General features: G+C 39.8%; 19 protein-coding genes. 17 read left to right on the top strand and 2 right to left on the bottom strand.

Annotated features, from left to right (window positions below; genetic code table 11):
• Positions 1 to 8: 8 nt before the first annotated feature.
• From ACQ4KW_RS20495 to ACQ4KW_RS20480, 4 genes are all read left to right on the top strand, one after another.
• A complete protein-coding gene (locus ACQ4KW_RS20495) occupies positions 9 to 4,010 on the top strand; it encodes a hypothetical protein (protein WP_430884296.1) in 4,002 nt (1,333 codons plus the stop codon).
• Between the two features lie 275 nt (positions 4,011 to 4,285).
• Positions 4,286 to 4,618 carry a hypothetical protein gene (locus tag ACQ4KW_RS20490; protein WP_430884295.1) on the top strand — a complete coding sequence of 111 codons (333 nt, stop codon included), beginning with the start codon at positions 4,286 to 4,288 and terminating at the stop codon, positions 4,616 to 4,618.
• 11 nt (positions 4,619 to 4,629) lie between these two features.
• Positions 4,630 to 4,947: a phage holin family protein gene (locus ACQ4KW_RS20485; protein ID WP_430884294.1), complete on the top strand. Its 318-nt coding sequence runs from the start codon at positions 4,630 to 4,632 to the stop codon at positions 4,945 to 4,947.
• 82 nt (positions 4,948 to 5,029) lie between these two features.
• Positions 5,030 to 5,392, top strand: coding sequence for a VOC family protein (locus ACQ4KW_RS20480; RefSeq protein ID WP_430884293.1), 363 nt, complete (start codon positions 5,030 to 5,032; stop codon positions 5,390 to 5,392).
• 74 nt (positions 5,393 to 5,466) lie between these two features.
• On the opposite strand, the gene ACQ4KW_RS20475 is transcribed toward ACQ4KW_RS20480, so the two are convergent.
• Positions 5,467 to 6,009, bottom strand: coding sequence for a DUF1836 domain-containing protein (locus tag ACQ4KW_RS20475; RefSeq protein WP_430884292.1), 543 nt, complete (start codon positions 6,007 to 6,009; stop codon positions 5,467 to 5,469).
• A 323-nt stretch (positions 6,010 to 6,332) separates the two neighbouring features.
• On the opposite strand from ACQ4KW_RS20475, the gene trhA reads away from it, so the two are divergent.
• The 9 genes from trhA (at position 6,333) to ACQ4KW_RS20430 (ending at position 18,403) form a co-directional block, all read left to right on the top strand.
• Complete coding sequence (trhA, locus tag ACQ4KW_RS20470; protein WP_430884291.1) at positions 6,333 to 6,977, top strand: PAQR family membrane homeostasis protein TrhA; 645 nt, start codon at positions 6,333 to 6,335, stop codon at positions 6,975 to 6,977.
• Between the two features lie 293 nt (positions 6,978 to 7,270).
• Positions 7,271 to 7,900 carry a TetR/AcrR family transcriptional regulator gene (locus tag ACQ4KW_RS20465; protein ID WP_430884290.1) on the top strand — a complete coding sequence of 210 codons (630 nt, stop codon included), beginning with the start codon at positions 7,271 to 7,273 and terminating at the stop codon, positions 7,898 to 7,900.
• A gap of 231 nt (positions 7,901 to 8,131) precedes the next feature.
• Entirely contained in the window at positions 8,132 to 10,336 is a 2,205-nt protein-coding gene (locus ACQ4KW_RS20460) for a beta-glucosidase family protein (RefSeq protein ID WP_430884289.1), read from the top strand.
• A gap of 373 nt (positions 10,337 to 10,709) precedes the next feature.
• On the top strand, positions 10,710 to 11,387 hold the full coding sequence (locus ACQ4KW_RS20455) for a cobalamin B12-binding domain-containing protein (protein ID WP_430884288.1): 678 nt from the start codon (positions 10,710 to 10,712) through the stop codon (positions 11,385 to 11,387).
• Entirely contained in the window at positions 11,387 to 12,571 is a 1,185-nt protein-coding gene (locus ACQ4KW_RS20450) for a PP2C family protein-serine/threonine phosphatase (protein WP_430884287.1), read from the top strand. Before ACQ4KW_RS20455 ends, ACQ4KW_RS20450 begins: the two co-directional genes overlap by 1 nt.
• Positions 12,572 to 12,972: 401 nt before the next feature.
• Complete coding sequence (locus ACQ4KW_RS20445; protein WP_430884286.1) at positions 12,973 to 14,598, top strand: ABC-F family ATP-binding cassette domain-containing protein; 1,626 nt, start codon at positions 12,973 to 12,975, stop codon at positions 14,596 to 14,598.
• Between the two features lie 465 nt (positions 14,599 to 15,063).
• The gene (locus tag ACQ4KW_RS20440; protein WP_430884285.1) at positions 15,064 to 16,038 is read left to right on the top strand and encodes a 1-aminocyclopropane-1-carboxylate deaminase/D-cysteine desulfhydrase; all 975 of its coding nucleotides are present in this window, start codon (positions 15,064 to 15,066) and stop codon (positions 16,036 to 16,038) included.
• 81 nt (positions 16,039 to 16,119) lie between these two features.
• Positions 16,120 to 17,373 carry a peptidase T gene (pepT, locus tag ACQ4KW_RS20435; protein WP_430884284.1) on the top strand — a complete coding sequence of 418 codons (1,254 nt, stop codon included), beginning with the start codon at positions 16,120 to 16,122 and terminating at the stop codon, positions 17,371 to 17,373.
• Positions 17,374 to 17,689: 316 nt separating this feature from the next.
• A complete protein-coding gene (locus ACQ4KW_RS20430; RefSeq protein ID WP_430884283.1) occupies positions 17,690 to 18,403 on the top strand; it encodes a hypothetical protein in 714 nt (237 codons plus the stop codon).
• A 98-nt stretch (positions 18,404 to 18,501) separates the two neighbouring features.
• Here ACQ4KW_RS20430 and ACQ4KW_RS20425 read toward each other — a convergent pair whose 3' ends face one another.
• Positions 18,502 to 19,341: a hypothetical protein gene (locus ACQ4KW_RS20425; protein WP_430884282.1), complete on the bottom strand. Its 840-nt coding sequence runs from the start codon at positions 19,339 to 19,341 to the stop codon at positions 18,502 to 18,504.
• A gap of 432 nt (positions 19,342 to 19,773) precedes the next feature.
• Here ACQ4KW_RS20425 and ACQ4KW_RS20420 point away from each other — a divergent pair, with 432 nt between their 5' ends.
• From ACQ4KW_RS20420 to ACQ4KW_RS20405, 4 genes are all read left to right on the top strand, one after another.
• Entirely contained in the window at positions 19,774 to 21,717 is a 1,944-nt protein-coding gene (locus ACQ4KW_RS20420) for a beta-galactosidase (RefSeq protein ID WP_430884281.1), read from the top strand.
• A 301-nt stretch (positions 21,718 to 22,018) separates the two neighbouring features.
• The gene (locus tag ACQ4KW_RS20415; RefSeq protein ID WP_430884280.1) at positions 22,019 to 23,467 is read left to right on the top strand and encodes a PLP-dependent aminotransferase family protein; all 1,449 of its coding nucleotides are present in this window, start codon (positions 22,019 to 22,021) and stop codon (positions 23,465 to 23,467) included.
• Positions 23,468 to 23,638: 171 nt separating this feature from the next.
• Entirely contained in the window at positions 23,639 to 24,259 is a 621-nt protein-coding gene (locus ACQ4KW_RS20410; protein ID WP_430884279.1) for a LysE/ArgO family amino acid transporter, read from the top strand.
• A 547-nt stretch (positions 24,260 to 24,806) separates the two neighbouring features.
• Positions 24,807 to 25,607 (top strand): transporter substrate-binding domain-containing protein, encoded by an 801-nt coding sequence (locus ACQ4KW_RS20405; RefSeq protein WP_430884278.1) that lies wholly within the window; start codon positions 24,807 to 24,809, stop codon positions 25,605 to 25,607.
• Positions 25,608 to 25,619 lie beyond the last annotated feature (12 nt).

Genomic DNA, 25,619 nt, shown 5'->3' with positions numbered 1-25,619 from the left:
GTGCATGAATGAGTACAAATACCAATCATTTGGGACTGATAAAACCCAGTCCAACAGATTACTACGACATAGAAGTCTTCAATAGTAATGCCGACAGCATTGACGGGGCCATAAAGGGGCATGATGATCGGATTGCGGATATAGAAAATAACTTTGACATGAAAAACAGCATTCGGTCAGAGCTTGTGGTGACGCAGGATCATATAACGAGTGTGCCGGAAGGAACTGTTAGCGGTGGGTCTGTTGAGATTTGTGGTCTTGAAGGGCTTAGTTTGGTTAACCAAGTTATACCTAATGCAAGATTTCAAAATGGTGTTTCTAATTTTAGCCTTAATAATGCGACTTATACTGTAGATAATAACATTGCAACAGTAACAGTTACTTCTATATCTAATGATGGGATATATCTTCAAAATGCTATAAAGGGTGAGTCAAATGATTCAATTCTTTATTCTATTAGAGTATATTCAGACAATATAGATACTATTAGAATTGGGGATAGTTCTAATTACTCCACTTTTAATATTGAATTAGGAAAATGGAACACGTTAACAACTAAAATGAATAAGGGAACTAGCACTATTATAATTTATAGTGGAAGTGGTTCAAGTGGAGACACATTCAAGATTGATGGTAATTATGGTATAAGAGTTATTAACCTTACGTCATGTGGTGCAGACCACTTAACAGAAGATCAACTAGCGTATATGGTTGAAGGTTCACCATATTGGAAAGGTATTAGGTCTGTAGTAAATCCGAAGCTAGTTAGTTGTGGGAAGAATAAGTTTGATAAGTCAAAGGTAATTGAAAAGTATATTTCGTCTAATGGTGAACTAAAGGACTCATCTACAGTTGTTACTTCTACCCCAATACCAGTAATTGAAGGAAAATCATACACTAAAAGTGGCAACCCTACAATAGCAAGACGTTTCAGGTATTTAGATAGAAATGGAAACATTTTGAGTTTTGGAATTTCTAATACAAGTATTGCACCTGACAAGGCAATATATGTTCAATTTAGTTGTGATAAAGCGGATTTAGATACTAACCAACTTGAAGAAGGTACAACATCGACAGACTATGAACCATATCTGTCAGATACACAAGAAATTGTGGGTGAGTTTAGAAGTCTTCCAAATGGTGTTAGTGATGATTTAGAGTATAAGAGAATTGAGTCATTAGTCCTAACTGAAGATATGATACTTAGTTGGGATCAAACTACAGCAATAAATGTTAACTACTTTAGAATGTCCCTACCTAATAATTATATTCAGAAGACTGGATATCCAGTAGGTGACATGATTGTACCATTTGCAATAAGAGAAGCTGATGTTAGAGGTGACAATTGGGATTCAGACTTTGGTGGTATAACATTCTGTACACAAAACATTGGAACTTCTAAATGGTATATTTACTTTCCTAAAGCATTAGCACCCGATGAAGCAACTGCACAAAGACTGATTCTTGGTAAGGAGATCACATATCGATTAGCTGAACCAATTAAAAGAGAACCACAGCAATTCATGTTAGAATCATACACTAAAGGTGATATTATCATGTTTTCTGAATCTGGTCTAATTCCAGAAGTAACATTCACGACACCTATAAATCAAGGTCAAGCATTAACAGATACCATGAAAAGTGTAAGCTTGTTAGATGAACGTACAATGGGGCTTGATTCACTAGAAAAGACATACTTGCTTGATAGTGAGAATCCTACGCTTGCACTGGATATGCAAAATGGCGGGGTAAGTCCTAAGATTAGTGGTAGTGGTAGTACATTAACAAATAGTGTTATTAGTTTAGAATCTGGTGAATGGAGTGAGGTTAGTAGTCCAGACATTTTTAACGTTTCTGATGATGTATTACACATATTTGATGACAGTCAAACTACTGGTGGTCGTTACTATCCAAATATATCTAGTAACGATAAACTTTTCATTTATGGTTTAGTTAGAGGTTCTGATGCACACATATGGATGAATGCACCACAAGTTGAAATTGGTATGACGAACGATGATACAGATTTCAACGAAATTTATGGTATTGCACAAGATGACTGGACTGAATCATCCTATTTATATTTAAGAACTATAACTAATAACGATGCTTACTTTAAAAATATAATACTAATTAACATGACAGCACTTGGTATTGAACATTACACTGAACAACAAATGCTAGACATAGTCCGTCAAGGTTACATCAAAGGAACTCAAAACCTAACCGACTTGAAGTTTGATATTCGTGGTGAGAATTTGTTTGTCGGGAAATTGGAACTAGGGATTTATAGTGGTACAGATGGTGATAAATCTACAAATAGTGAAAAGATACGTTCAGTTGGAAAAATTCCTGTTAAGCCTAATACAGTATACTCGATTGTTGACTATACAGGAGGGTCTAGGTTTAGCATATATGGGTATGATAGACTTGGCAATTTTACCGAAGTTCAAGACACAGCTACAAATGAATTCACTACAATATCTGATACCCACAGTATCACATTTAGAACGTTAGATGATTCAACCAATCTAAAATCTAAAATTGTGTTGGTTGAAGGTACAACCCCGCCAGACAAATACATTGAGCCATTTCACAATGAAGTATACGCACCTGTCACGCTAACCTCTAAAGACAACTACACTATCGAAGGTGGGAAGATGGTTGTTGATAGGAATGTTAGAGTTATTGAGTCGTTGGATGGTATTGATTATGATTGGGACTTTATAGCTAATGATACTGGTTTTAAAACAATAGGTATTACTGTAAGCGACTATTTCAATAACTATGTTGCTAACTCACAAATATTAGCAAAATACAATAGCAAGAATATAACTAATATTACGGATGAATCTACCCTTTCTGATGCAGATCAATGTATTCTCAACACATCACAGACTGGTGCATTTAAAATAAGTATAGACAATGTTGACTCTGGGTGGGCAGACTCCTATTCGCCTACAGTAGAAGAGAGAAACGCTTATATGAATGGTTGGGTTATGTATGGCACTGGTGAAACACTATATTCTTCTGGGGATAAGAAATGGGTTAAACGGTATCAAGGGCTTGGCACTAGGGCAACATTGATCGATTCTGGTATTTCATATGAATTAGGTTCTCAAACTGGTATTAATGAATGTCCTAAAGAAAAAGCATATGAAGACATTACAGAAACCTATAAGCTTCAATATGCTTTAGCTGAACCTGTACGAGAAGAAATCGATCTGTTCGGTGATATGACAATGCCAGAGGGTAGGGTTTATGTGACTATGGAGTCGGGTGTTAGGGTGGAGAAAATGGAATTATGTTCTTCTAATGCAGGAAATACATTAACTAATACGCTTCCCGGCAACACGGCGTCTGGTGTCGACACTTCTTTTGATAAAAAAGTTTTAGATTTCATGTCTATAATAAAAGTGCTAAACAACCAGATAACAGACGTAACCGCTGAATGGGTTAAAACAACAAACGTGTTTTACTACGGTGGGGTGAGTTATTATTATCCCGGCGGTGTAGACAATGACGGGGCTGACTACTACGCAGTCTACAAAACCCTATCAGAAGAAAATAACACGGGCGTATTTGATGCACAAGTGATTTACAAAGATGATCTAATAAACGTTATTGAAGTGATGGGCGAAAAGATTGCTTATCAGGCAGAACAACTTGATATAGCTGAAATGCAAATCGAAGAATTAACAAAAGAAGATGTATTAAACCCTACGTGGTTGAATGGTGTGAACGGCACTAACGCACATATTAGAGTTAAAAATAATATTCTAAAAGCTTCTGGATTCTTGTTGCTAAATAGTGTAGCAAGTGGCACTACTATATTGAAAACTTCTTACAAACCAGATATTAATGAAAAGTTTTCAATTTCATTTGATGATTCAGATCCCTCACAGAATGGTTTTGTTAAAGTTTTAAGTACTGGTGAATGGGTTATTCGCTATGAGGGTCCGACTCCGACTGTGGCTTATATTAGTACGTTGAATTACGAGGTGAAATAGTGGTAGCAGAATATTGTATTTATAAATAAAGTGATATAGGTGTTCTAGCCAACGTTGTCCCTAAACGGACTGTAAAAGAAGTAGAGGATTTAAGCATTTAAAGCGAAAAAGTAATCGAGGGTGGAAACTTCACCTCAAAACAAGACTTTCAGCTTAAGCTTGATGTCTTTCTAATGGGAGACAGAATCATCTCTGATGAGTATAAAACCTTGACGTCACTGCTTGAAGCTGCCCAATAAACAGTATCAAAAACTATTACAAAAAGGAGGTCACCCATGCCATCCCACAACTGCAAAAAAGAAGGGGAGGTCGCACGAATTGCAGAGTCGCTCAAAGTGGCCCATCATAGAATCGACGATCTTGAAAAGCAAAGTGACCTTCTTATGGAGCTTGTAGCCACAGTGCGTGTTATTGCAGAGCAAATGACATCAATCAATGAAAAAGTGGGTTCCAACACTGTTTGGATCAATGAAAATAAAGAAGCTTTAAAAGATATGAAGGAAGCGCCCGTTCGTGAGCAAGAAGCTTACAGGCGGGCTTTTGTTATTGCTGTCATAACCAGTGCTGTGACAAGCTTCATTGGAATGTTGCTTGGTAGGGGATTATAGGAGGTGAAGGTATGACAATGACACTACAAGATTTGCTTGGATTTTTAAGGCCAGAAACATTTATACTTGTGCCTGTTATTTGGTATATTGGCAGTGTGTTTAAGAAAAATGATGCCCTGGAAAACTGGATCATTCCCTTTCTATTACTGTTCATATCCTCTGTTTTATCTATTTCATGGTTCGTGCTCAATATGAAGTCATCAGGACTTTCATTAGGTCAATCTGTATGGAATGGTGCGGCACAGGGCGTTGTTATCGCTATGGTTTCCGATTATTTTTTCAATTTGCAGTATCAAGGCACAGTGAAACGCAGTAGGAATGACAAATAATAAGTGGATGCTTTCCAAGTGGTACAACTATGCTATAATCGGTATGAAAAGACAATGATTAGAACTTACAAGGAGTGATCGTATGAAGTTTGGACATATCGGTATTAAGGTAAGAGACATAGAAAAATCAAAGACGTTTTATACGGAAGTGCTGGGTTGTAAGATTTTAAAGGATTACAAGTATCCAACATCCAATCTTGTATTTTTAGATGCGCACGGTACAATTATTGAACTCATTTACAAAGAAGAAAACACCAGTAGAGATCTGGGGCCTGTTGAACATATCGCCTTTAAGGTGGACAGTCTTGATGAAAAAATGGATATGCTAAAGGACAAAGGCATTGAAATTCAAGGTGAACCAAGAGTGGTAGGCTCAGCGAGAATTGTCTTTTTTGATGGACCAGACAATGAAAGATTTGAGTTCGTAGAGCGTTATAAGGGATAGTTTAAATAAAAATGTGCTATGGTCATGACTAGACCATAGCACTTATTTTTTTGCATATAGAACCACTTGCTGGATTACTTTTCTAAATCTTTTTCTTCATCCATAATGAGCAGGGCAAGGCGTTTGTTTAAGTCTGCCTCAACAAGAAGGCGTGCCACAAGAGCCTTTTTATCATTTTCCTTGGTCATGGTGGCTTTGAAGTTTTCATACCTTTCCTGAAGGGTCTTTATATGTTCAAGCTCCACCGTGTTATAGATATTGAAATATTCTTCAATAAGTTGGTTGCGGTCTTCTTCAGATAGGGTTTCATTATCGTATAAATCAAAAAATCCCTTCACATCACTAATAGCTAGAATGTTTTTAAGCTGATAAACAAGGGCGAGAAGCATAACTTGTTCTTTAGAGTACTTCTTCTTAACAGGTGGATTAATGACCTTTGATTTCACATAGTTGTTCACCATTGTTTTTGTCATGATTTTCTCATCATCATCCCGTCTGAAATCTGAAAAAAAGCCTTCGAAAAGACCAAGAAGTTGATCCATATAAAGAGGTATATTAGGGATTTCGTCGGTGTCTATGCCCTTATAATTAAAAAAAGTTTCTAATTTTTTATTCATTGTAAATCTCCCCTAAGTTCGGATTGCTGGTGCTAAGTCCATGACAACAGTATACTACATTTCATCGTCTTATAAAATCTTAACGTGGTTTTAATTACTATATGCTTTACAAAACACGGGAATTGGTCTATAGTATAGACAAGTAGTATTCAATACGACGTAATGAGGTTTGGAATTGTAGATTAAATGGCTGCTATCAAATCTTAAATATATTGTTGACTGTGTGACTTGGAAAATATCATTTACAATACCCTTGCAACCCTATGCAGGACGAAGAGATAAGTATGATATTTATAAGCCCAGACTTAATAAGGAGGTATATAATGTTTAACATAAAAGAACCTGTCAATGCTTTGACACACCTTGCGGGTGCGGTGCTATCATCTGTGGCACTTGTTTGGATGATTATAAAAGGTGTTTCTAATGGTAGCACCCTACAAATTGTATCAGCCCTAGTGTTTGGGCTAAGTCTAATAGCCCTTTATACCGCTTCTACAGTTTATCACTGGGTACCGAGTTCAGAAAAAGTGGATGCTATACTACGCAGAGTAGACCACTCTATGATATACATACTTATTGCAGGCACATACACACCGGTTTGCCTGATTGCCTTAAAAGGAACTTTAGGTTGGACCCTGTTTGGTATTGTATGGGGACTTGCTGCACTTGGTATTGTTATGAAGTTGGTTTGGTTTAATGCACCGAGGTGGCTCTATACAGCTTTTTATCTGATCTTGGGATGGATGGCCATATTTTTCATCGTGCCCCTTTATAAATCACTTCCTCTACAGGGCTTTGTTTGGCTAATCGTTGGAGGTTTGTCATATTCCCTTGGTTCGGTCATCTATGCGACCAAGTCTAAAAAAATCCAAATATCAGTGTTCGGCTTTCATGAAATTTTCCACCTATTTGTTTTAGGTGGGAGCTTGGCTCACTTCCTAATGATAGAAAAGTTTATTTTGGTATAGGTCTTATCCAGCGATCTTGTCATAGAGAGTCAAAAATTATGGATTCTGAAAGCGCCTTATCGCATGAATTCATGAAAAACGAAGCTTAGAAAATATGGTACAGTATACTCAGTAAAGTCTGATGTATACTGTACTTTTTATTTGTCGGTCTTATGAAAAATAACTTTTAACTTCCATGATCAAGGTGCTCAAATGCCATCTATAAGTCTTATATATAAAGTCTTTAATCATAAATGCCTATATCAGGCCAAGTAATAGTCTAAATGCCACATGACGTGAAAGGGGATTACGCCGTGTTTGTAAAACGTGAGGAAAGTAGGACAAAAAGAAAGAACAGGGAAATTATCTTAGAAGCCGCACGGGGGCTTTTTCTGGAAAAAGGATTGAAGGGAACAACCATGCTTGAAATTGCTCAAAAAGCAGGTGTGGAAAGAAGAACCTTATATAATTACTATGAAAGCATGGAACTGCTTGCTATGGAATTACAAGTCGGATACTTGCTGGAACTGCAAGATGCATGGGTTGATGCGGAAGAGGATTTAAGTGGTTTTGACCAGGCAAGGGTTCTATTAACAGCCTTCTGCGCGTATTGTATTTCTAGGCCGGACTTAATTAAGTTCACTGTTCAGTTTGATCATTATTTTAATCAAAGTTATGAAAATGAAGACTATGAAAACTTTATGAAGAAATATCTAAGACAGTCAGGTGCCTTTGAAAAAGCCCTAAAAAAAGGACTAGCGGATGGCTCCGTTTTTGTTGATCCTCATAAAGTGGACAAGATCGCAGTGACGATTATTCAATCTGTTATGGGGCTTGCACAGCGGATTATATTTAGAGAACCCATCTACAAGATGGAATATGGGTATTGCAAAGAGGATATAAACCACCTTGTGGATATTCTTCTATTTGGATTAAAAGGCTAATGCACTTGGAATGATGATGCACTTTACAAATGGGTGACCCCACTGTAAAGTGCATTTTATTATGCCTAAGCGTAAGTGGGCTATAAGATGTGCGTCCTGTTTGTGCGCTTTAAAATCTGACAAATTACACACTATGTATAAAAACTTTTGATTTTCCCATCATATTCCCATAGAATAATAGCAACAATAAAATTCCACAGACAAGACTGGGCAAAGCGGGGAGGTTAGAATATGAATGTTGAAAATGTACTGGATCAAATGACACTTGAGGAAAAGGTGAAACTCCTATGCGGAAAGTCATCATGGCGCCTTAATGGTGTAGAAAGGCTAGGTGTGCCGGAAATTCTTGTTACAGATGGTCCCCATGGTCTAAGGCTTTCAGAGGGTCTGGACCCAAGCAAGACAAAGCCAGCAACGGTCCTGCCTGTGGAAGCGGCTATGGCCGCAACTTGGAATACTGACCTGGTTAGGCAAGCGGCTGAAATGGTCGGTGTGGAGTGCCAGCATTATGGTGTTTCAGTTCTTTTAGGCCCTGGTGTAAATGGTAAGAGATCGCCCCTAGGTGGACGCAATTTTGAATACTACTCAGAAGACCCATACTTGTCAGGCAAAATGGCATCTGCCTTCGTAAGTGGTATCCAGTCCCAGGGTGTTGGGGCATGTCTTAAACATTTTGCAGGCAATGAACAAGAAACCAGGCGGTTTATGATTAATGCAGTCATTGACGATAGAACCTTCCATGAAATTTATTTGGCACCATTTAAAATGGCTATTGAAGACGCAAATCCGTGGACCATGATGGGGGCTTATAACCGGGTGAATGGACCTTTTGCCTGTGAGAGTGAACACTTGCTTGAGACCATACTCCGGGACAGCTATGGTTACCAAGGGCTTATTATGTCAGACTGGACAGCCGTATCAAACAAGGTGGAGACGGTTAAAAATGGTCTGGATCTTGAGATGCCTGGGCCGGGGACAAAAGACCATGAGGTCATTGAAGCTGTGCAGTCAGGGCTTTTAAGTGAAGAAATAGTAAACAAGCACGCCAAGCGGGTTTTAAACTTAATAATAAAAGCGGTAGAAAATAAAAAAGAAGTTCATGTAGACTGGGATAAGCATCATGAGATAGCGGTCAAGTTGGCAGAAGAGTCGGCTGTCCTCCTTAAAAATGATGGCATCTTGCCCCTTCAAAAAGACGACCGTATAGGGGTGATAGGTGAGTTTGCATCTGTGCCACGTTTTCAGGGGGGAGGCAGTTCTCATATGAATCCTCAAAAGATGGAGACGCCTCTTGATGAAATAATGAAGCTTTCAAAGGTTCAGTTTGCTAGGGGCTATGAAAGAGACAATACAAGTGAAAGGCTGACCCGAGAAGCACTTGACCTAGCCAAGACTTCCGATAAACTTGTCTTTTTTACAGGCACAACTTCAAAACTGGAATCTGAAGGCTTTGACCGTCCTAATATGAAAATTCCGAGGGACCATCAGACCCTTCTCAATAAACTTGCTCAGATCAATCCCAATATCCTTGTGGTCTTAAACTGCGGTTCTGCAATTGAAACAAGAGATTTTGAGGGGCTTTCAAGATCAATTCTCCTCTCCTGGTTGCCAGGCCAGGGTGGGGGAAAAGCCCTTGCAAGGATTTTATTTGGTGCTGTGAGTCCTTCTGGAAAGCTTTCAGAGACATTTCCATTCCGCCTGGAACACAACCCAAGTTATTGTGATTTTCCAGGAGGCAAAGACCATGTGACGTATTCAGAAGGCATTTTTGTTGGTTACAGGCATTATGACACCAGAAAGTTGCCGGTCCAGTATCCCTTTGGACATGGTCTAAGCTATACGACCTTTGCATACTCTAATTTGAAGGTGGATCTTGAAAATATGACCCTTGCTCTTACTATAAAAAACACTGGAACTAGAGAGGCCATGGAAGTGGTTCAGCTCTATGTTCATGATGTCACTTCGAGCGCTGTTAGGCCTGAAAATGAATTAAAGGGGTTCACCAAAGTGCATCTGAAAAGCGGCGAGAAAAAACGCGTTCAAATGGATCTGGATGAGACAGCCTTTTCTTATTACAGTGACAATTTAAAGACCCTTGCCGTTGAATCCGGTGAGTTCATTATACGTATCGGAGCATCATCAAGGGATATCCGTCTGGAACAAAGGGTTTGTGTAGTGGGACACCCAGCATTTACAAGAAAACCAGACATGAGCGATACCCTTAGCGACTGGCTTCATGATGACAGGACCCGAGACCACGCCCAGGACTTGCTGAGGACCATGGAGATGGATGAGTATTCTACGCACTACGGTATATTGGTGGGCATGCCTATGACAAAAGTTTTATGGTTTTATAAGGAACAGGGAGGATCGGCCGACCGGGTAGAGGCACTGCGTACACTTCTAGAAAGACCAATTGACACCTTTAAGGATTAAATTCGATTCGACCGGATGGATCGATGCTTGAGAGTAATAAATTGCGCATTGATCTAGCCGGTCAGTTTTATATTAAGCCCACGTTAAATATTTAAAAAATCGACGTTTTTCGTGATAAAATAGTATGCAATGAGCGAATTGCAAAGTGAAATTAAGTTTATTAGCACCCACAAGTGTTTGGATGATGGGTGGTTTGTAAATTCGCAAGGATCTAATGTAATTCAGACGCTTGCAAAATTACAGAATTATGCCCTTGCTATACCATATATAGATATTTAAGAATGAATAATTCTATATATGGTATAGCGAGGGTTCTTGAATGATATTTTGCAAGTCGCTCAATTATTAGAATAGAAGCGAGGAGCCTAATTTTATGTCGATATGCACAGACGGTTATGTTAATGGACTCATACACGGCGACAAAAACACATGCTATGAATGGGTTCAAGATTTACGCAAGAACGGTCTGCCTTTAAAATCGTTTTACAAGGATTTATTTTATCCAAGCATGGTTTACGTGGGTGAACTCTGGATGAAAAATGAAATCACAGTCGCACAAGAACATGTAGCAACAGCTATTACACAGCATTTAATGTCAACACTGTACAGCGATATAGTATCGAACGCAAGTAAAAATAAAAAGGGAACCATCATTATGGCTTGTCCTGAAGAAGAACTCCATGAGCTTGGCGCGAGAATGGTTTCAGATTTGCTTGAAATCGACGGGTGGCAGGTCGTTTATCTTGGGGCCAATACACCGCGCACAGCGCTTATTTCTGCAGTCAAATCATACAACCCAGATTTTGTGGGCATATCTTGTACCATGCCTTATCATCTTGATCGAGCCAAAGCTATGGTTTTAGAAGTCAAAAGCGAGTCTCAGAAGTCACTGAATAAGGTGATGCCAATATTTATTGGTGGTGGAGCTTTTTCAAATGTTATTACATCAGATCCCCCATGTGCTCATGCACACTTGTGCCATGATTTTGATCATACATTAGAATTTGTGAACACTTATGGTCAAGAGGACATAGTAGAGTTGGAGGCATAATGAAAACTTGGGCGGACATAACCGATATAGGTCTTTTTGTAGTGGATGAACTGGGCCATATCGTAGAATACAATAAGCAGTTTTCCATATGGTTTTCTCATTTAAAAGGGAAATCCTATCCTAAAATTGAAGATATTCTCCTGGATGAACAGAGTGTCATGAAATATCATAAGTTTTTAAGCGCCCTTAAAACCTGTGAACACGAATCAGACTGGGAGATTAATTTTAACATGGGTGCAGGTAAAATACGTTTGCTCCGCTTATCTGGCGGGCTTATAAATAATCGTCTGCACGGGTCCCTTGTATTGCCACCTCAAAATACGGCCATGCTTCAAAATGTGACCCAGTCCATTAACAGTGAACTGGCTGCCCTTCATAGGGAAAACACCAGAAAAAATGTGGATTTAAACCAAGCATACAAGGCGCTTAATACAATTCATGAAGAACTTGATAAGAGACAAAAATCTTTAGACAGTGACTTGATGTTTGCCAAGCAAGTACAGCGCTCAATGATGCGCAAGCGAGCCAAAAAGTTTGACAGACTGGAAATCAAAACCATATATAGTCCGGCGGCCTCACTTGGAGGGGACCTGTTTGACATTAAACGATTTGACGATGACATGGTGGGTGTCTTTATATGTGATGTTAGCGGACATGGTATAGCCTCATCACTGGTTGTTTCTGTTCTAAAGTATATGTTTAGAGACTTTGCCACAAAGGACATCGGTCCAAACCAACTCCTAGAGCAGATGAATGAATCCTTTGTACAGGTTTTTCACTCGGAAAAATTCACTTTATTCTGCACAGCCTTTTATGTCATGATTGACTTAAAAAAACGGAGAGGTTGGCTTTCAAGCGCTGGTCATCCATATCCAATCCTCTATAGAAAAGATGCCTTTCCTAAAAATATCGGTCATCCAAATTTGCCTGTGGGTGTTTTTTCAGACACCAAATATGATGTTGAGATCGTCGATTTTGAAAAAGGAGACAAGCTTCTACTTTTTACAGATGGACTGGAAGACTTAAGCGAAAATCAGATAAAAGACAATATGAAACATGATAGACAGTCCCACAAGTCAGTGAAAGACTACTTTGGAGCTCTTTCAAAAAATCTGAATGATATTGAAACACTTCAAAATGATGACATATGTGCTATATTGGTGGAGTTTTTAGATCAAGATTAGCCCAGAATAGATGCTTTACATTTAACACAGAACCGATATAATAAATTGGATGCAAAAATGTCAGAAGTCCTTTATTGAGAGTAAGGGGCTTTTGTTATGTCAGGCGCTTTCAAAATTACAAAAATGTGTCCTCATCATACCATATATACAATTTTTAATTCTCAAATATCTATATATGGTATGATGAGGACTCTTGAATGATATTTTGAAAGTCGATCATGTGAGAGACTAGAAAATCAATAAGAAATATCTCTATAAAATAAATGATTCATTGAAATTGCGGTTATATTGAATATCAATATGAACAGTCAGTTCAACCAGAAGAAAACGTAAGGTCTCTTTTTACAGTTGGGCTTCGTGACTACTCTGGGATCAATGTTCGTACTGAAAGGATGAAATATATGATTACGGTATCAGGCCTAGGGCTAAGGTTTCCAGGCAAAAAATTATTTGAAGATGTAAACATGAAGTTTACACCAGGCAATTGCTACGGTGTTATTGGTGCAAATGGTGCAGGAAAGTCAACTTTCCTAAAAATCCTATCCGGAGAGATTGAGCCATCTAATGGTGAAATTTCTATTTCACAAGGTCAGCGTCTAGCTGTACTGAAGCAGGATCACTTTGAGTTTGACAACGAAATGGTTCTTGATACAGTTATTATGGGACACACAAAACTGTATGAAATTATGAAAGAAAAAGACGCGCTTTATATGAAACCGGATTTTTCAGAAGAAGATGGTGTAAAAGCTTCTGAACTAGAAGGGGAATTTGCTGAAATGGATGGTTGGAGTGCAGAGACCAATGCTGAAAAACTGCTTATGGGTCTTGGCATCACAAAAGATCTTCACATGAAGCAAATGTCAGAGCTAAAGGGCGATGACAAGGTAAAGGTTCTTCTTGCCCAAGCCCTTTTTGGTGATCCAGATATTCTACTTCTCGATGAGCCAACCAACCACCTTGACTTTAGAGCGATTGCATGGCTGGAAGAGTTCCTAATCAACTACGAAAACACTGTCATTGTTGTATCCCATGACCGTCACTTCCTGAACAAGGTATGTACGCACATGGTTGATATAGACTTTGGTAAGGCAAAGATGTTTGTTGGTAACTATGACTTCTGGTATGAATCGTCACAGCTTGCCCTTAGACTCATGAAAGATCAAAACAAGAAGCGTGAAGAAAAGATTGCAGACCTACAAAACTTTATCGCTAGGTTCAGCGCCAATGCATCTAAATCTAAGCAGGCGACAGCACGTAAGAAAATGCTTGATAAAATCACTGTGGAAGACATTCAGCCGTCTTCAAGACGTTACCCATTCGTTGGCTTCACACCTGAAAGAGAAGCGGGTAAGGATATTCTTCATGTGAACGGCATCACTAAAACTGTAAACGGCGTCAAGGTTCTTGATAACGTGTCCTTTACAGTGGCAAAGGGTGATAAAATTGTCTTTATGTCAAGATCCCCTCAGGCTAGAACGGTTCTATTTAAAATCCTTATGGGTGAAATGGAAGCCGATGCAGGTGAATACAAGTGGGGTGTGACAACATCACAGGCCTACTTACCAAATGATAATACAGAATACTTTGAAGGTATTGATATGAACCTGGTTGACTGGTTGCGTCAATACTCAGAAGAAAAGGACGAGTCGTTCATCCGTGGTTTCCTTGGAAAAATGCTTTTCTCAGGGGAAGATGCCCTTAAAGAAGCAAGTGTTCTTTCGGGTGGCGAGAAAATGCGTTGCATGTTCTCAAAAATGATGCTTTCTGGAGCCAATGTTCTTATTCTTGATGAGCCAACCAACCACCTTGACCTTGAATCCATTCAAGCGGTTAATAATGGTTTAACAGCCTTCAAGGGCACTATGCTCTTTACATCACATGACCATAAGTTTGTGGAAACAATTGCAAACAGAGTTATAGAAATCACACCAAATGGCGTGTTCGATAAGGTGACAACATTTGATGAGTACTTTGATGATGAGTCTATTCAGTCTCAAATTAATGAAATGTACAAAACTGAAAAGTAATTTGAATGCCTTGTAAACAATATATAGAGTGACTGCCAGACCATAGAATGATAGATGAATTATATGGCATGGTGGTGGCGTGAATTCTCATTTTACAGGTTAAGCCAAATAAATAATAAAAAAAGGGTCCCGGTTAACACAGTTAACCGGGACCCTTTTTTTAGGGTGTATTAATTTGACTCAAGATGATTTCCGGTAATGGAGGGTACATCCTGACTTAACGAGCTTGTTTTCTTTGTTGCGGTGCGTCGATTGTGCAACCATTATTAGAAACAAACTAACAACAATATATCGACTATTGCTCATATAATAAATATGTATGACACATTCCATCGTTAAAATCTCATAATTGATGGTCTATAGACTTGTTTGCAGCCTGATGTTGCCAAGGTATCAACTGTTACAATAATTTTATTAAAGGGGAATTCCTTAGAAAAGCGAAATAATATTATTGGAGGTGATTTCATGAATCGACCAGAAAAACTCTTGCTGTCTAATACGCCAACGCCAATACAGGCCATAAAGAAAACACAGGATATGCCAGCGGGCACCAACTTGTATATTAAGCGAGATGACTACACAGGCATTGAAATTTCAGGAAATAAAGTTAGAAAGCTTGAATACATTGTAAAAGACGCTATTTCAAATGGAGCAGAAGTGCTTATAACTTGTGGTGGCATCCAGTCCAATCATTGCCGAGCCACAGCAGCTCTTGCAGCCAGGTTGGGGCTTAAGTGCCACCTTGTGTTAAGTGGGCATGGCTCAGATAATCTTGGAAACAATGCCTTAGATCAGATTTTTGGAGCTGAATTAACCTTTGTGCCTCCAGAGGACTTTGGAAATTATATAGAGATCATGAACACCTTAAAAGAAGATTATGCAAAAAAAGGCATTAAGGCTCGGACCATAACCATTGGAGCTTCTGATGCTCTTGGCACATTTGGCTACTATTCTGCTTTTGAGGAAATTCTCGAACAGGAGAGAGAACTAGGATTGATCTTTGACACAATATGTGTGGCAGTGGGTTCTGGCGGAACCTACGCTGGCCTTTATCTAGGGAATGCGGTCCACGGCACAGGTAAAAATATTGTGGGCATAAATATATATGACAAAACCATCGATTACAATCCGACCATTCGTGGGCTAGTAAAAGGTGCGGCTGATATTGGGGCTTATAATGAGCACATTGATATGAACCAGATCACCCTCATGGAATATGCCCATACAGGCTATGGTCATATCAGTGATGATGCCACGAGTTTTATTAAGAACTTTGCAAGAACCCAAGGGATTCTTCTTGATCCGGTGTATACAGGCAAGGCCTTTTACGGTCTGCACTCGGAAATTTTAAAGAACAATCCACTTTTAATGGGGAATGTTTTATTTGTTCACACAGGTGGAATTTTTGGTGCTCTTGCAAGAAAAGAAGTTTATTTATAAGCCAAGACCTTTGTTAGAGTGTAAATTAAGACAAGTTAATGAAGTGATTAGGCTCAAGAATATTAGACGTGGAGGGATAATATGTACATACCAATGAATAGTAATTTTCAAAAAAAGCTTGTTGAAAGGTTTTTAAAGTACGTTGAGATTGACACAAAATCTGACCCAAATTCAGAGACTGTGCCTTCAACAGCCAAGCAGTTTAACCTGGCTAAACCTCTTAAGGAAGAAATGATTGCCATCGGTTTAAGCGATGTTACCCTAGATGATAAGGGTTACCTAATGGGCAAACTTCCTGCAAATATAGACAAGGACATTCCTAAGATTGGCCTTGTGGCTCATATGGACACATCACCAGATTTTTCAGGCGAGAATGTTAAGCCTCTTATTTGGGAATCATATGATGGGAAAGACCTGGTTCTTAACAAAGAAGAAAACATTGTTATGGAAACATCTGCTTTTCCTGAACTAAACAATTACGTGGGTCAAACACTTATTACAACAGATGGTACAACACTTCTTGGTGCAGACAACAAGGCAGGCATTGCTGAAATTATGACTGCCATTGAATACCTGGTTCAAAACCCAGATATTAAGCATGGTGAGCTTCGTGTTGGTTTCACGCCAGATGAGGAAGTTGGACGTGGAGCTGACCACTTTGATGTCAAAGAATTTGATGCAGACTTTGCCTATACAATTGATGGCGGTGAAATAGGCGAACTGGAATATGAGAACTTTAATGCAGCAGGTGCCAAGGTTATTCTAAACGGCCGTAACATTCACCCAGGCAACGCAAAGAATAAAATGAAAAACGCAGTGCTTATGGCGATGGAGTTCAATGCCATGCTTCCAGCTTCTGAAGTGCCTGGATCTACAGAAGGCTATGAAGGCTTCTTCCATCTAAATGATTTTAACGGGACAGTGGAGTCGGCAGAAATGCTATACATTATACGTGACCATGACCTAAATCGTTTTAATGAGAGAAAGGCCCTCATGGAGTCTGCGGCAGACTATATCAACAAAAAGTACGGACAGGGCACCTTTGTTCTTGAACTGACAGACCAGTACTTCAACATGAAAGAAAAGGTTGAGCCTGTTATTCACATTGTTGAAACGGCTAAGGAAGCCATGGAAAAAGTGGGCGTTGTGCCGAAGCAAAAAGCCATTCGTGGCGGCACAGATGGGGCTAGACTGTCTTACATGGGTCTGCCAACACCAAACATTTTTACAGGTGGACACAACTTCCACGGACGCTTCGAATACATTCCAGTAGAGTCTATGGTAAAGTCGGTTGAAACAGTTATCAAATTGGTTGAACTATACGCAAGCAAGTAAAAGAAGAAAACGAGTCAAAATAGAAAATAAGTCAAAATAGATCGGCATACAATATAGGTCCTTGATCATGAAGCCTGCCACAGGTGGATTGGTCAGGGGCTTTTTTGTAGGTAAGGTTTTATTACAAAAGCATTTCACATGAAATTTACACATTTTCATCTTATTTCTCTTACATTTGAAGTCTATTCTATAGACAAGCCAAACGACATACGAAGTCGGGAAGAACAGGAATAAAAACATAAAACGCCGTGAATTCAGTTTGGCCCTAGGCATGAAGGATGTAAAAGTCAATTAGTGAAAATTGGAGGAAAAAATAATGATGAAAAAAAGAATTTTAATCGGAACCCTTGCAGCAGTTATGGCACTATCAACAGGATCGGCATTTGCAGACACAGTTTCCAGTGCCTCTGTGAATGATGAGAACGACCGCCAAGTGCTTAAAGAAAAGCGACAAGAAAATCGACAAGAAAAGCGGGATGACAGAGAAGAGAAAATGGAAGACATTATTGCCCAGTATTATCCGGAAATCAGCGATGATTGGTCTAATCTTAGAACGGATATTGATGAAACCAGAGATGCCATTAGAGAATTGGTAAAACCTCAAGAGGGTCAGAGACCAGAAAGACCTGAACGACCAGACTTTGAAAATATGACAGACGAAGAAATTGAAGCCTATAAGGAAGAAATGAAAGAGGCCTTTGGTGAAAGAAAACCTGGAGAAAGAAAGCCAGGACAGGGTCCGAAGGATGGAGGCAAGCCAAGAGGTGGATTCTTTGGTGAAGAAGAGCGACCAGATTTTGAAAGTATGACAGAAGAAGAAAAGGAAGCTTGGGAAGCGGAGCGTGAGGCAGAAAGAGAAGAACGTGAAGCTGAACGCGAGGCCTTCAAGACAGCCTTAGAAGAGGAAGACACAGAGGCCATTAAAGACCACTTGAATGACATGCTCGAAAAAATGGAAAGCCATCTAGAAAATCTTGAAGAAAAGCTTGAAACACTTGAATCTGAAGCCGAGGCTACGGCTGCAGAATAAATCTTCATAGATCAAATTATACTGGATCAAAAATAAAGGTCAGAAACTGAGAGAATCAGTTTCTGACCTTTAAATGTATATAGAAGGGGGCGAAATGATTATCGCCCATTAAAAGGGATCCAAACGTTATGACTTGTGCCTGCTGAATGATTCAAGTGCACCCATCCAAGATCGTTTGCATGGTCCTGGTTCACATCAAAATTTTTATAAGAAATGGTATAAACATCAATGGGATCGGGTAAACTCTGTAAAAGATCAATTCGACGTTGATATCGATTTACATGATTGGCTCTTGGCGAATCGAAATTTTCCCAAACAACCCCATCAAGTAAACCGGAAACGGACTCTAAATAGGCAAAGCCACGGTTTTGTAATATATCCAGTTCAGGGTAAGTTACATTGATTTCTTCGAGTAGGCTGGTGTAGCCTTTTAAGAGATCGGGGCCAATATTTTCATCACCAAAAAAGTCATTCATTACAGATGTGGAGTCAATGAAAAGGCCATCCAAGTGATTTTCGGCAATACGCTGACCAATTATTGATAAAAGAGCTGAGCGAAAGGAAGGTTGTCTCAGGTCGCCAATGGGATTTTTACCATGCATCATGACAGTCCCATCTAGGGTGAGCAGGTCATCTTCTTTAACAATCTCATTGAGTGCATTGTCCCAAGTGGCAACCTCTAGGGCTGAAATGTATCCATAGACTTGTGTGTTAGATGCTTTTAAGGTCTCAACCATGCCTGGCTCAAGCTGAAGGGCTTCAATGATGACCATATCAAAATTCTTCATATCTTCTAAGATATCGTCAGTGATGGTCCTATAGTATATTTGGTAAGTGTCAACATTAGAGTGACTTGTGTCTGCAAATGACATAGGAAGACTCACAGTTAAAATTATAAGAAGCAAGGCTGTGAGAAATTTTATTTGAAGAGCATACATGAAATCACCTCTATATTAAATATGTTGCAAAATCGGTTTGTCTGTATGAATTTTATGGGATTTGAGTCTATTATACCGAAAAACGAATGAAAATTTTAGCATCCTCAGTCCCTTGTACTAGGGTCATAAGTCATTTGTTTAGGCAAAGGTTTAAAAGCCACTGGACAAAATTATGATGTGATTACATGATATTTTGACCAATTTCAAAAAGACAATTGACCTTTTGATAAATGTTTACTAAAATATAATTAAAATTTTACTTGTTGATTCAAGTTATTTAGTCAAGTTACTGATTCAAGTTATTGATTCAAAACGATACTTTCATGTTACCGTCAGACCCTATCGATGATATTGGCTGTGCAAATATCTAAAGGGATATAGTGGTGACATTAAATGAACAAATGAAACACCACGAATAGGGAGGTAAAACCTATGTACATGGGCGTTGACTACTATCCAGAGCATTGGCCAAAGGACATGATGGATGAAGACATAAAAAAAATGAAAAAAATGGGTGTCAATATGGTTCGCATTGGTGAATTTGCTTGGCATTTAATGGAGCCTGTAGAAGGAACATTTGACTTTAGTTTCTTTGATGAAGTGATAGAAAAACTAAAAAAAGAAGACATTAAAATTATGTTTGGAACACCAACGGCAACTTTTCCGGCTTGGCTTAGTAAGAAGCACCCAGAGGTCTTGTCAATGGATGAGAATCAAAATAGGCGGGTCTTCGGTGGTCGACGTCAGTACTGCTATAATTCAGATGCCTATATGAAACACTCAAAGCGGATTGTTGAGGCCCTTGTAAACCATTATAAGAATGAGCCGTCTATTCTTGTGTGGCAGATTGATAATGAGTTTGGTCATGAAGGCAGTGACATGTGCTACTGTCCGACATGCCACGAAAAGTTTCAGGTCTACTTGAAGAATAAGTACAAGACTATCGGTGCATTAAATGAAACCTACGGAACCATATTTTGGGGTCAAACTTACAATGACTTCACCGAAATACCGATCCCCCTTAAAACAATAACTGTTCATAACCCAGCTCTACAGCTTGATTGGGCGCGGTTTAGATCAGACTCACTAAATAATTTTGCTAAGGAACACACAGGGCTTGTTAAGAGACTTAAAGGTGACCATCAAGACGTGACAACAAATGTGTCCGGTGGTTTTTTTGGAAAATGGTTTGACCATGAAGAGAACCTTAAGGCTATGGATTTTGTCTCTTATGACAACTACCCTGTTTGGGGTGGTCTCAAGGCTCCCCTGTCTCCAGCAGAGGTTGCCATGACCCTCGATTTTAACAGGGGTCTGAAAAATAAAAACTTCTGGATTGTAGAACAACTCATAGGTGCCCAGGGACATGATGTGATTGGCTATTTGCCAAGACCCAACCAGTCGAAATTATGGTCGACTCAGGCCTTTGCCCATGGTTGTAACAATATGCTCTTTTTCCGGTGGCGGGGGATGAACAAGGGGGCTGAGCAGTTCTGCTACGGCATTTTAGATCATGACAATTTAGAAGGTCGAAAGTATAAAGAAGCCCGCGAAATTATATCACTTGCCAGGGAAAACAAGGATATTTTGAACAGTCCAATTAAGAACAAGGTGGCTGTTCTGTATGACTATGACAATGTATGGTCGTGGAGGTTCCAGCGGCAAAGTGAAGCCTTTGACTACACAGCAGAACTAATGCGTCTATACAGACCGCTGCATGATATGAACGTTCCAATGGATGTTGTACCGCTTGGACGGGACCTTTCGGACTATGATTTGGTTCTTATTCCAGCACAGCAAATTGTTGATGAAGACCTTGAAAGCAAATTGAAGTCTTATGTTGAAAATGGTGGAAGCCTTGTCATGTCATTTAGGGCAGGTATACGAGATCGTGACAACAATCTGCACTTCAATGAAACCCTGCCTGGAAAAATTAATGACCTTCTCGGTCTTGAATTAGGAGAGGTTGAGTCACTGGGGCATGGTCAAATTGTCAAGGTGGATGGCGTGGGACGCTATAAGGGAATCTATGGTGAATGTGGTGTTTGGCGCGACCTTCTTATCCCCAAAACAGCCGAAGTCTTAATAGAGTATGATGACGGTCTGCAAATGCCAAAGGCTTGCATGACCAAAAATAAGTTTGGCAAGGGGCAGGCCTACTATATTGGTGCCGGCGTAAGCCATAATATTATGAAGCAGCTCATGACAGAAGTGACTGTAGAGGCTGGTATTGAAACGACAGATTCAGTTGAAGGTCTGGAAGTTGTAACACGTCTGACCCCAGATGGCAAGAAACGTTTCATACTCAATCACAATGCTTTTGAAGTGAATTTTGAAGGCCGTATCCTAAAGGCATTCGAATCAATTATTGAATAGTTTGAGTCCAGTCTTTATGACTGTTCCAATATTGTCTCTGAAAACCCTCAACGCCCCCCAATAATAACTTGGGGGTTTTCTTTTGCCTTCTAAGAAGGATATTCCGTGATACGAAGGGAATTAGTTTTAGACGCTAAAAAAGATTTAATATCTCAGGTGATTGAGAAATTACAGAACTACGCGCGCCTCACATCCTATATGGAGTTTTTCATTCATAAATATCTATATAGGATGTGGCGAGGGTTCTTAAATGAATTTTTGCATGTCGATCATCTATCAGAATGCAAGAAGGGGTGGGACTATGACAAACTGGACACCTGATAAAGCAAGTGATGTGGCTGTCTATAAGCAAATTGTAGACTATATAAAAAGTAAGATTGCAAGTGGGCAGTGGCCGGTGGGCACGAAGCTTCCCTCCCAGAGACAGATGGCTCATAATTATGAGGTCAACAGAAGCACCCTTGTTGAGGCTCTAGACATACTAAAATCAGAGGGGCTTATAGATGGGGAGGGGCGAAGGGGGACAAGGGTGATTAACAACTCTTGGTCCCTTATGGCATCAAACCCACCGCCAAACTGGAATCACTACATAGAAAGTGGAATGCACTGGTCTAACCAGTCCACCATACAGGCCATTAATAAACTGGAGTTTCAACCGGGTATGATTCGTCTTGGCACAGGTGAACTCTCAACGGACTTATATCCTAAAAAAATGATGGAAGAGGTTTTGAACAGGGTTGGGAAACGTTTGACCCACCTTGGGTATGAAGCGCCCAAGGGCTCTTATGAACTCCGTAAGGCCATTTGTAGTCACCTTGACCAGTTTGGTATTAAGGCTTCACCAGATAATATTTTAATCGTGTCCGGCTCCCTCCAAGCCCTTCAATTGATTTCCCTAGGCATTCTCCATGCAGGGTCAAGTGTGTATTTGGAAAAGCCGTCCTATTTGAAGTCCCTTAATATTTTCCAGTCCGCGGGGATGAACCTTTGTGGCGTGGATATGGACCATGAGGGCGTGGACTTATCAGATTTAAAGAAAAAATATAACATGCGAAAAACATCCCTCCTCTATACCATTCCAACTTATCATAATCCAACGGGACGTGTTATGAGTCAGGCACGACGAGAGGCCCTCATGACGTTCAGTCAAAAAAATCGACTACCAATGATTGAAGACGATGCTTATAGGGAACTCTGGCTGGACACACCACCCCCAAAACCCCTTAAAGCCATGGATCAAACTGGGAATGTCCTCTATATGGGGACCGTGTCAAAATCTCTGGCACCAGGAATTCGAATTGGTTGGTTGGTGGGACCGGAATCTGTCATGGACCGGCTGGGGGACATAAAAATGCAAACTGACTACGGAGCTTCTTCTGTTTCGCAGGCCCTATTGACGGAATGGTTAAACGGGGGCTATCAGGCGGTCTACATTAAAAGACTGCGTCAGGCACTGCGGGAAAGACGCAGATGTGCTCTAAGTGCACTGGAAAAACACATGTCCCAGGTGGCGACCTGGAATAAACCCCAAGGGGGCTTTTATATTTGGTTAAAACTGAACCAGTCCGTTCCTATGAAGCGTTTGTTCAAGCGGGCTGCAGAAAGCAATTTACTCATCAACCCTGGTCAAATATATGACTTTGATGACAATCAGTATATTCGAGTCTCCTATGCCTATGCCAGTCATGAAGACCTTACCCAGGGCTTAGAGAAGCTGGCTACTATTATAAAAAATCTAATAGAACATTAAAATGAGATAATAAAAGACCTTTTGGTTGGGGTAATTTTATGGAATTTGGATGTTACAAGGTCCATATAAAGTCGATATACTAAGCCTAGATCCATTGCATGCAATTAGATGGATGTGCCTGAGCTGGCACGCATATGTATAGGGGCAATTGAAGTGGAGAGGATGAGTAACATGTTTTCATATGTGGCACAGGGATTTATGCTTGGACTGGCTTATTTGGCGCCAATTGGAATGCAAAATACCTATGTGATAAACACAGCTGCGCAGAGTTCCAAATCAAGGGCCATACAAGTGGCGCTTATTACGGCGGTTTTCGACATCGCCCTTGCCTTCGCCTGTTTTTTCGGTGTGGGTTTTTTACTGGATACATTTGAAATGCTTAAAATGATTGTTCTGGGCGTAGGGGCCCTGGCCGTATTCTCCATTGGGGTTTCCCTTATTCAGTCTGTTCCAGAGGACATAAAAAGTGAGCGTATGGACAAGCCTATTGCTGAGATAATCCTTATGGTCTTTGTGGTGACCTGGTTGAATCCTCAAGCGATTATTGATGGATCTCTGCTTCTTGGGGGCTTTAAAGCCTCACTGACAAAGAGCGCTTCGACATTTTTTATACTCGGGGTCAGCCTGGCTTCACTCAGCTGGTTCACGGGGCTTTCGGTGGTTGTCAATGCCATGAAAGACAAGATGACCGTTCAGATTCTAAGGGGCATTAATGTTGTTTGTGGTGGTGTTATTATTCTCTTTTCCTTAAAACTTGGATGGATGTTTATTGCCACCTATCTGATCCAGTAAGCCTTTGTTCGTTAAAGGCCTAAATAAAAGACTGCAAAAATATTAAATGGATGAACACGAATCCTTGGCCAACACTATGTCCATAGAGATTCGTGTTTTTTTAGTGATTAATCAATGAATAGGCCTTTATGGAGTTGTCACCACAAATATAGCCTGTTCATAAACAGACAGAATCATTAGATGAATGCAGGCAAAGATTATGGTTTGATTTTCTACTAATATGGTATAAAATGAACAGAAGAAAATGCGAACGTTTATTCTTGACGATAGTTGGATGTCCAAGTATAATGAATTTGACAATACAAGGAAACACTATCAAATCAGGCGCTTGTAAAATTACAGATTTATCGCCTCACCATACCATGTATAGGATTTTTTATTCTAACTTATTCTATATAGGGCATAGTGAAGACGCTTGAATGATATTTTGCGAGTCGCTTAAATGTTAAATCGCATATTCCTGAATTATTTTCTTAGAAAATGGGCATGAATAATGTATGCACGTAGAAATCACCAATGGTAAAAGGAGAAACGGAGAGACTGTATTATGAAGAAAATACTAATTTTTGTACTGCTCCTGACAGTTGTATTGACAGGATGCCAAGCAGCAGAAGAACAATCGGTACTTGATAAGGACGTTATTAAGGTTGGTATGGAGTTGAAATATCCTCCATTTGAAACCAAAGACTCTGAAGGCAATCCTGATGGTGCGTCAGTCATGCTTGCAAAAGCGCTGGGCGAGTATTTAGGCAAGGACGTTGAGTTTGTGGACACACCTTATCCATCACTCATTCCATCTCTTGAGACAGGTAAAATTGATATGATCATTTCATCTATGACAATCACTGAAGCCCGTCAAGAGAAAGTGGATTTTTCTGATCCTTATACGACAAGCCAGCTTATGATGCTTGTACATAAAGATTCTAAGGTTGAGTCACCATCTGACTTGAATGACCCTGATGTGATTATTGCATCAAAAACAGGCACAATTGGTGCCCTATGGGCTCTGTCAAATGCGCCAGAGGCACAAATTAAGAACATCGATGAAGAAGCTTCGGCTGTTCTTGAAGTGGCTCAAGGCAAAGCGGACGTGTTCATTTACGATCCCCTTTCAATTATTAGACACCACGAAAACTATCCGGATACAACGCGTGCAGTTTTAGAACCACTGCCAAATACAGGCGGTTGGGGCATTGCTGTTCAAAAGGGTCAGCCGGAGTTTCTTGAAAAAATTAATGAATTCATTTCAAAAGCCAAAGAAGACGGCACATATGATGAAATTCGTGAAAGATTTTTGTTAGAGAAAATGGAAGAGTTTGAGAAGTACGGCCTAGACTTCTTCTTCTAGGATAGGAAGCGG

This window comes from Tianxiuia mixotrophica, from assembly GCF_050596425.1.
Lineage (GTDB): Bacteria > Bacillota > Clostridia > Peptostreptococcales > Acidaminobacteraceae.
The sequence above is the reverse complement of the archived record's forward strand: the minus strand, read 5'-3'. Positions and strand labels throughout refer to the sequence as shown.

Coding starts and splice junctions, on each gene's coding strand:
- ACQ4KW_RS20495 (WP_430884296.1), top strand. CDS start 9: ATGAGTACAAATACCAATCATTTGGGACTGATAAAACCCAGTCCAACA.
- ACQ4KW_RS20490 (WP_430884295.1), top strand. CDS start 4,286: ATGCCATCCCACAACTGCAAAAAAGAAGGGGAGGTCGCACGAATTGCA.
- ACQ4KW_RS20485 (WP_430884294.1), top strand. CDS start 4,630: ATGACAATGACACTACAAGATTTGCTTGGATTTTTAAGGCCAGAAACA.
- ACQ4KW_RS20480 (WP_430884293.1), top strand. CDS start 5,030: ATGAAGTTTGGACATATCGGTATTAAGGTAAGAGACATAGAAAAATCA.
- ACQ4KW_RS20475 (WP_430884292.1), bottom strand. CDS start 6,009: ATGAATAAAAAATTAGAAACTTTTTTTAATTATAAGGGCATAGACACC.
- trhA (WP_430884291.1), top strand. CDS start 6,333: ATGTTTAACATAAAAGAACCTGTCAATGCTTTGACACACCTTGCGGGT.
- ACQ4KW_RS20460 (WP_430884289.1), top strand. CDS start 8,132: ATGAATGTTGAAAATGTACTGGATCAAATGACACTTGAGGAAAAGGTG.
- ACQ4KW_RS20455 (WP_430884288.1), top strand. CDS start 10,710: ATGTCGATATGCACAGACGGTTATGTTAATGGACTCATACACGGCGAC.
- ACQ4KW_RS20450 (WP_430884287.1), top strand. CDS start 11,387: ATGAAAACTTGGGCGGACATAACCGATATAGGTCTTTTTGTAGTGGAT.
- ACQ4KW_RS20445 (WP_430884286.1), top strand. CDS start 12,973: ATGATTACGGTATCAGGCCTAGGGCTAAGGTTTCCAGGCAAAAAATTA.
- ACQ4KW_RS20440 (WP_430884285.1), top strand. CDS start 15,064: ATGAATCGACCAGAAAAACTCTTGCTGTCTAATACGCCAACGCCAATA.
- pepT (WP_430884284.1), top strand. CDS start 16,120: ATGTACATACCAATGAATAGTAATTTTCAAAAAAAGCTTGTTGAAAGG.
- ACQ4KW_RS20430 (WP_430884283.1), top strand. CDS start 17,690: ATGATGAAAAAAAGAATTTTAATCGGAACCCTTGCAGCAGTTATGGCA.
- ACQ4KW_RS20425 (WP_430884282.1), bottom strand. CDS start 19,341: ATGTATGCTCTTCAAATAAAATTTCTCACAGCCTTGCTTCTTATAATT.
- ACQ4KW_RS20420 (WP_430884281.1), top strand. CDS start 19,774: ATGTACATGGGCGTTGACTACTATCCAGAGCATTGGCCAAAGGACATG.
- ACQ4KW_RS20415 (WP_430884280.1), top strand. CDS start 22,019: ATGACAAACTGGACACCTGATAAAGCAAGTGATGTGGCTGTCTATAAG.
- ACQ4KW_RS20410 (WP_430884279.1), top strand. CDS start 23,639: ATGTTTTCATATGTGGCACAGGGATTTATGCTTGGACTGGCTTATTTG.
- ACQ4KW_RS20405 (WP_430884278.1), top strand. CDS start 24,807: ATGAAGAAAATACTAATTTTTGTACTGCTCCTGACAGTTGTATTGACA.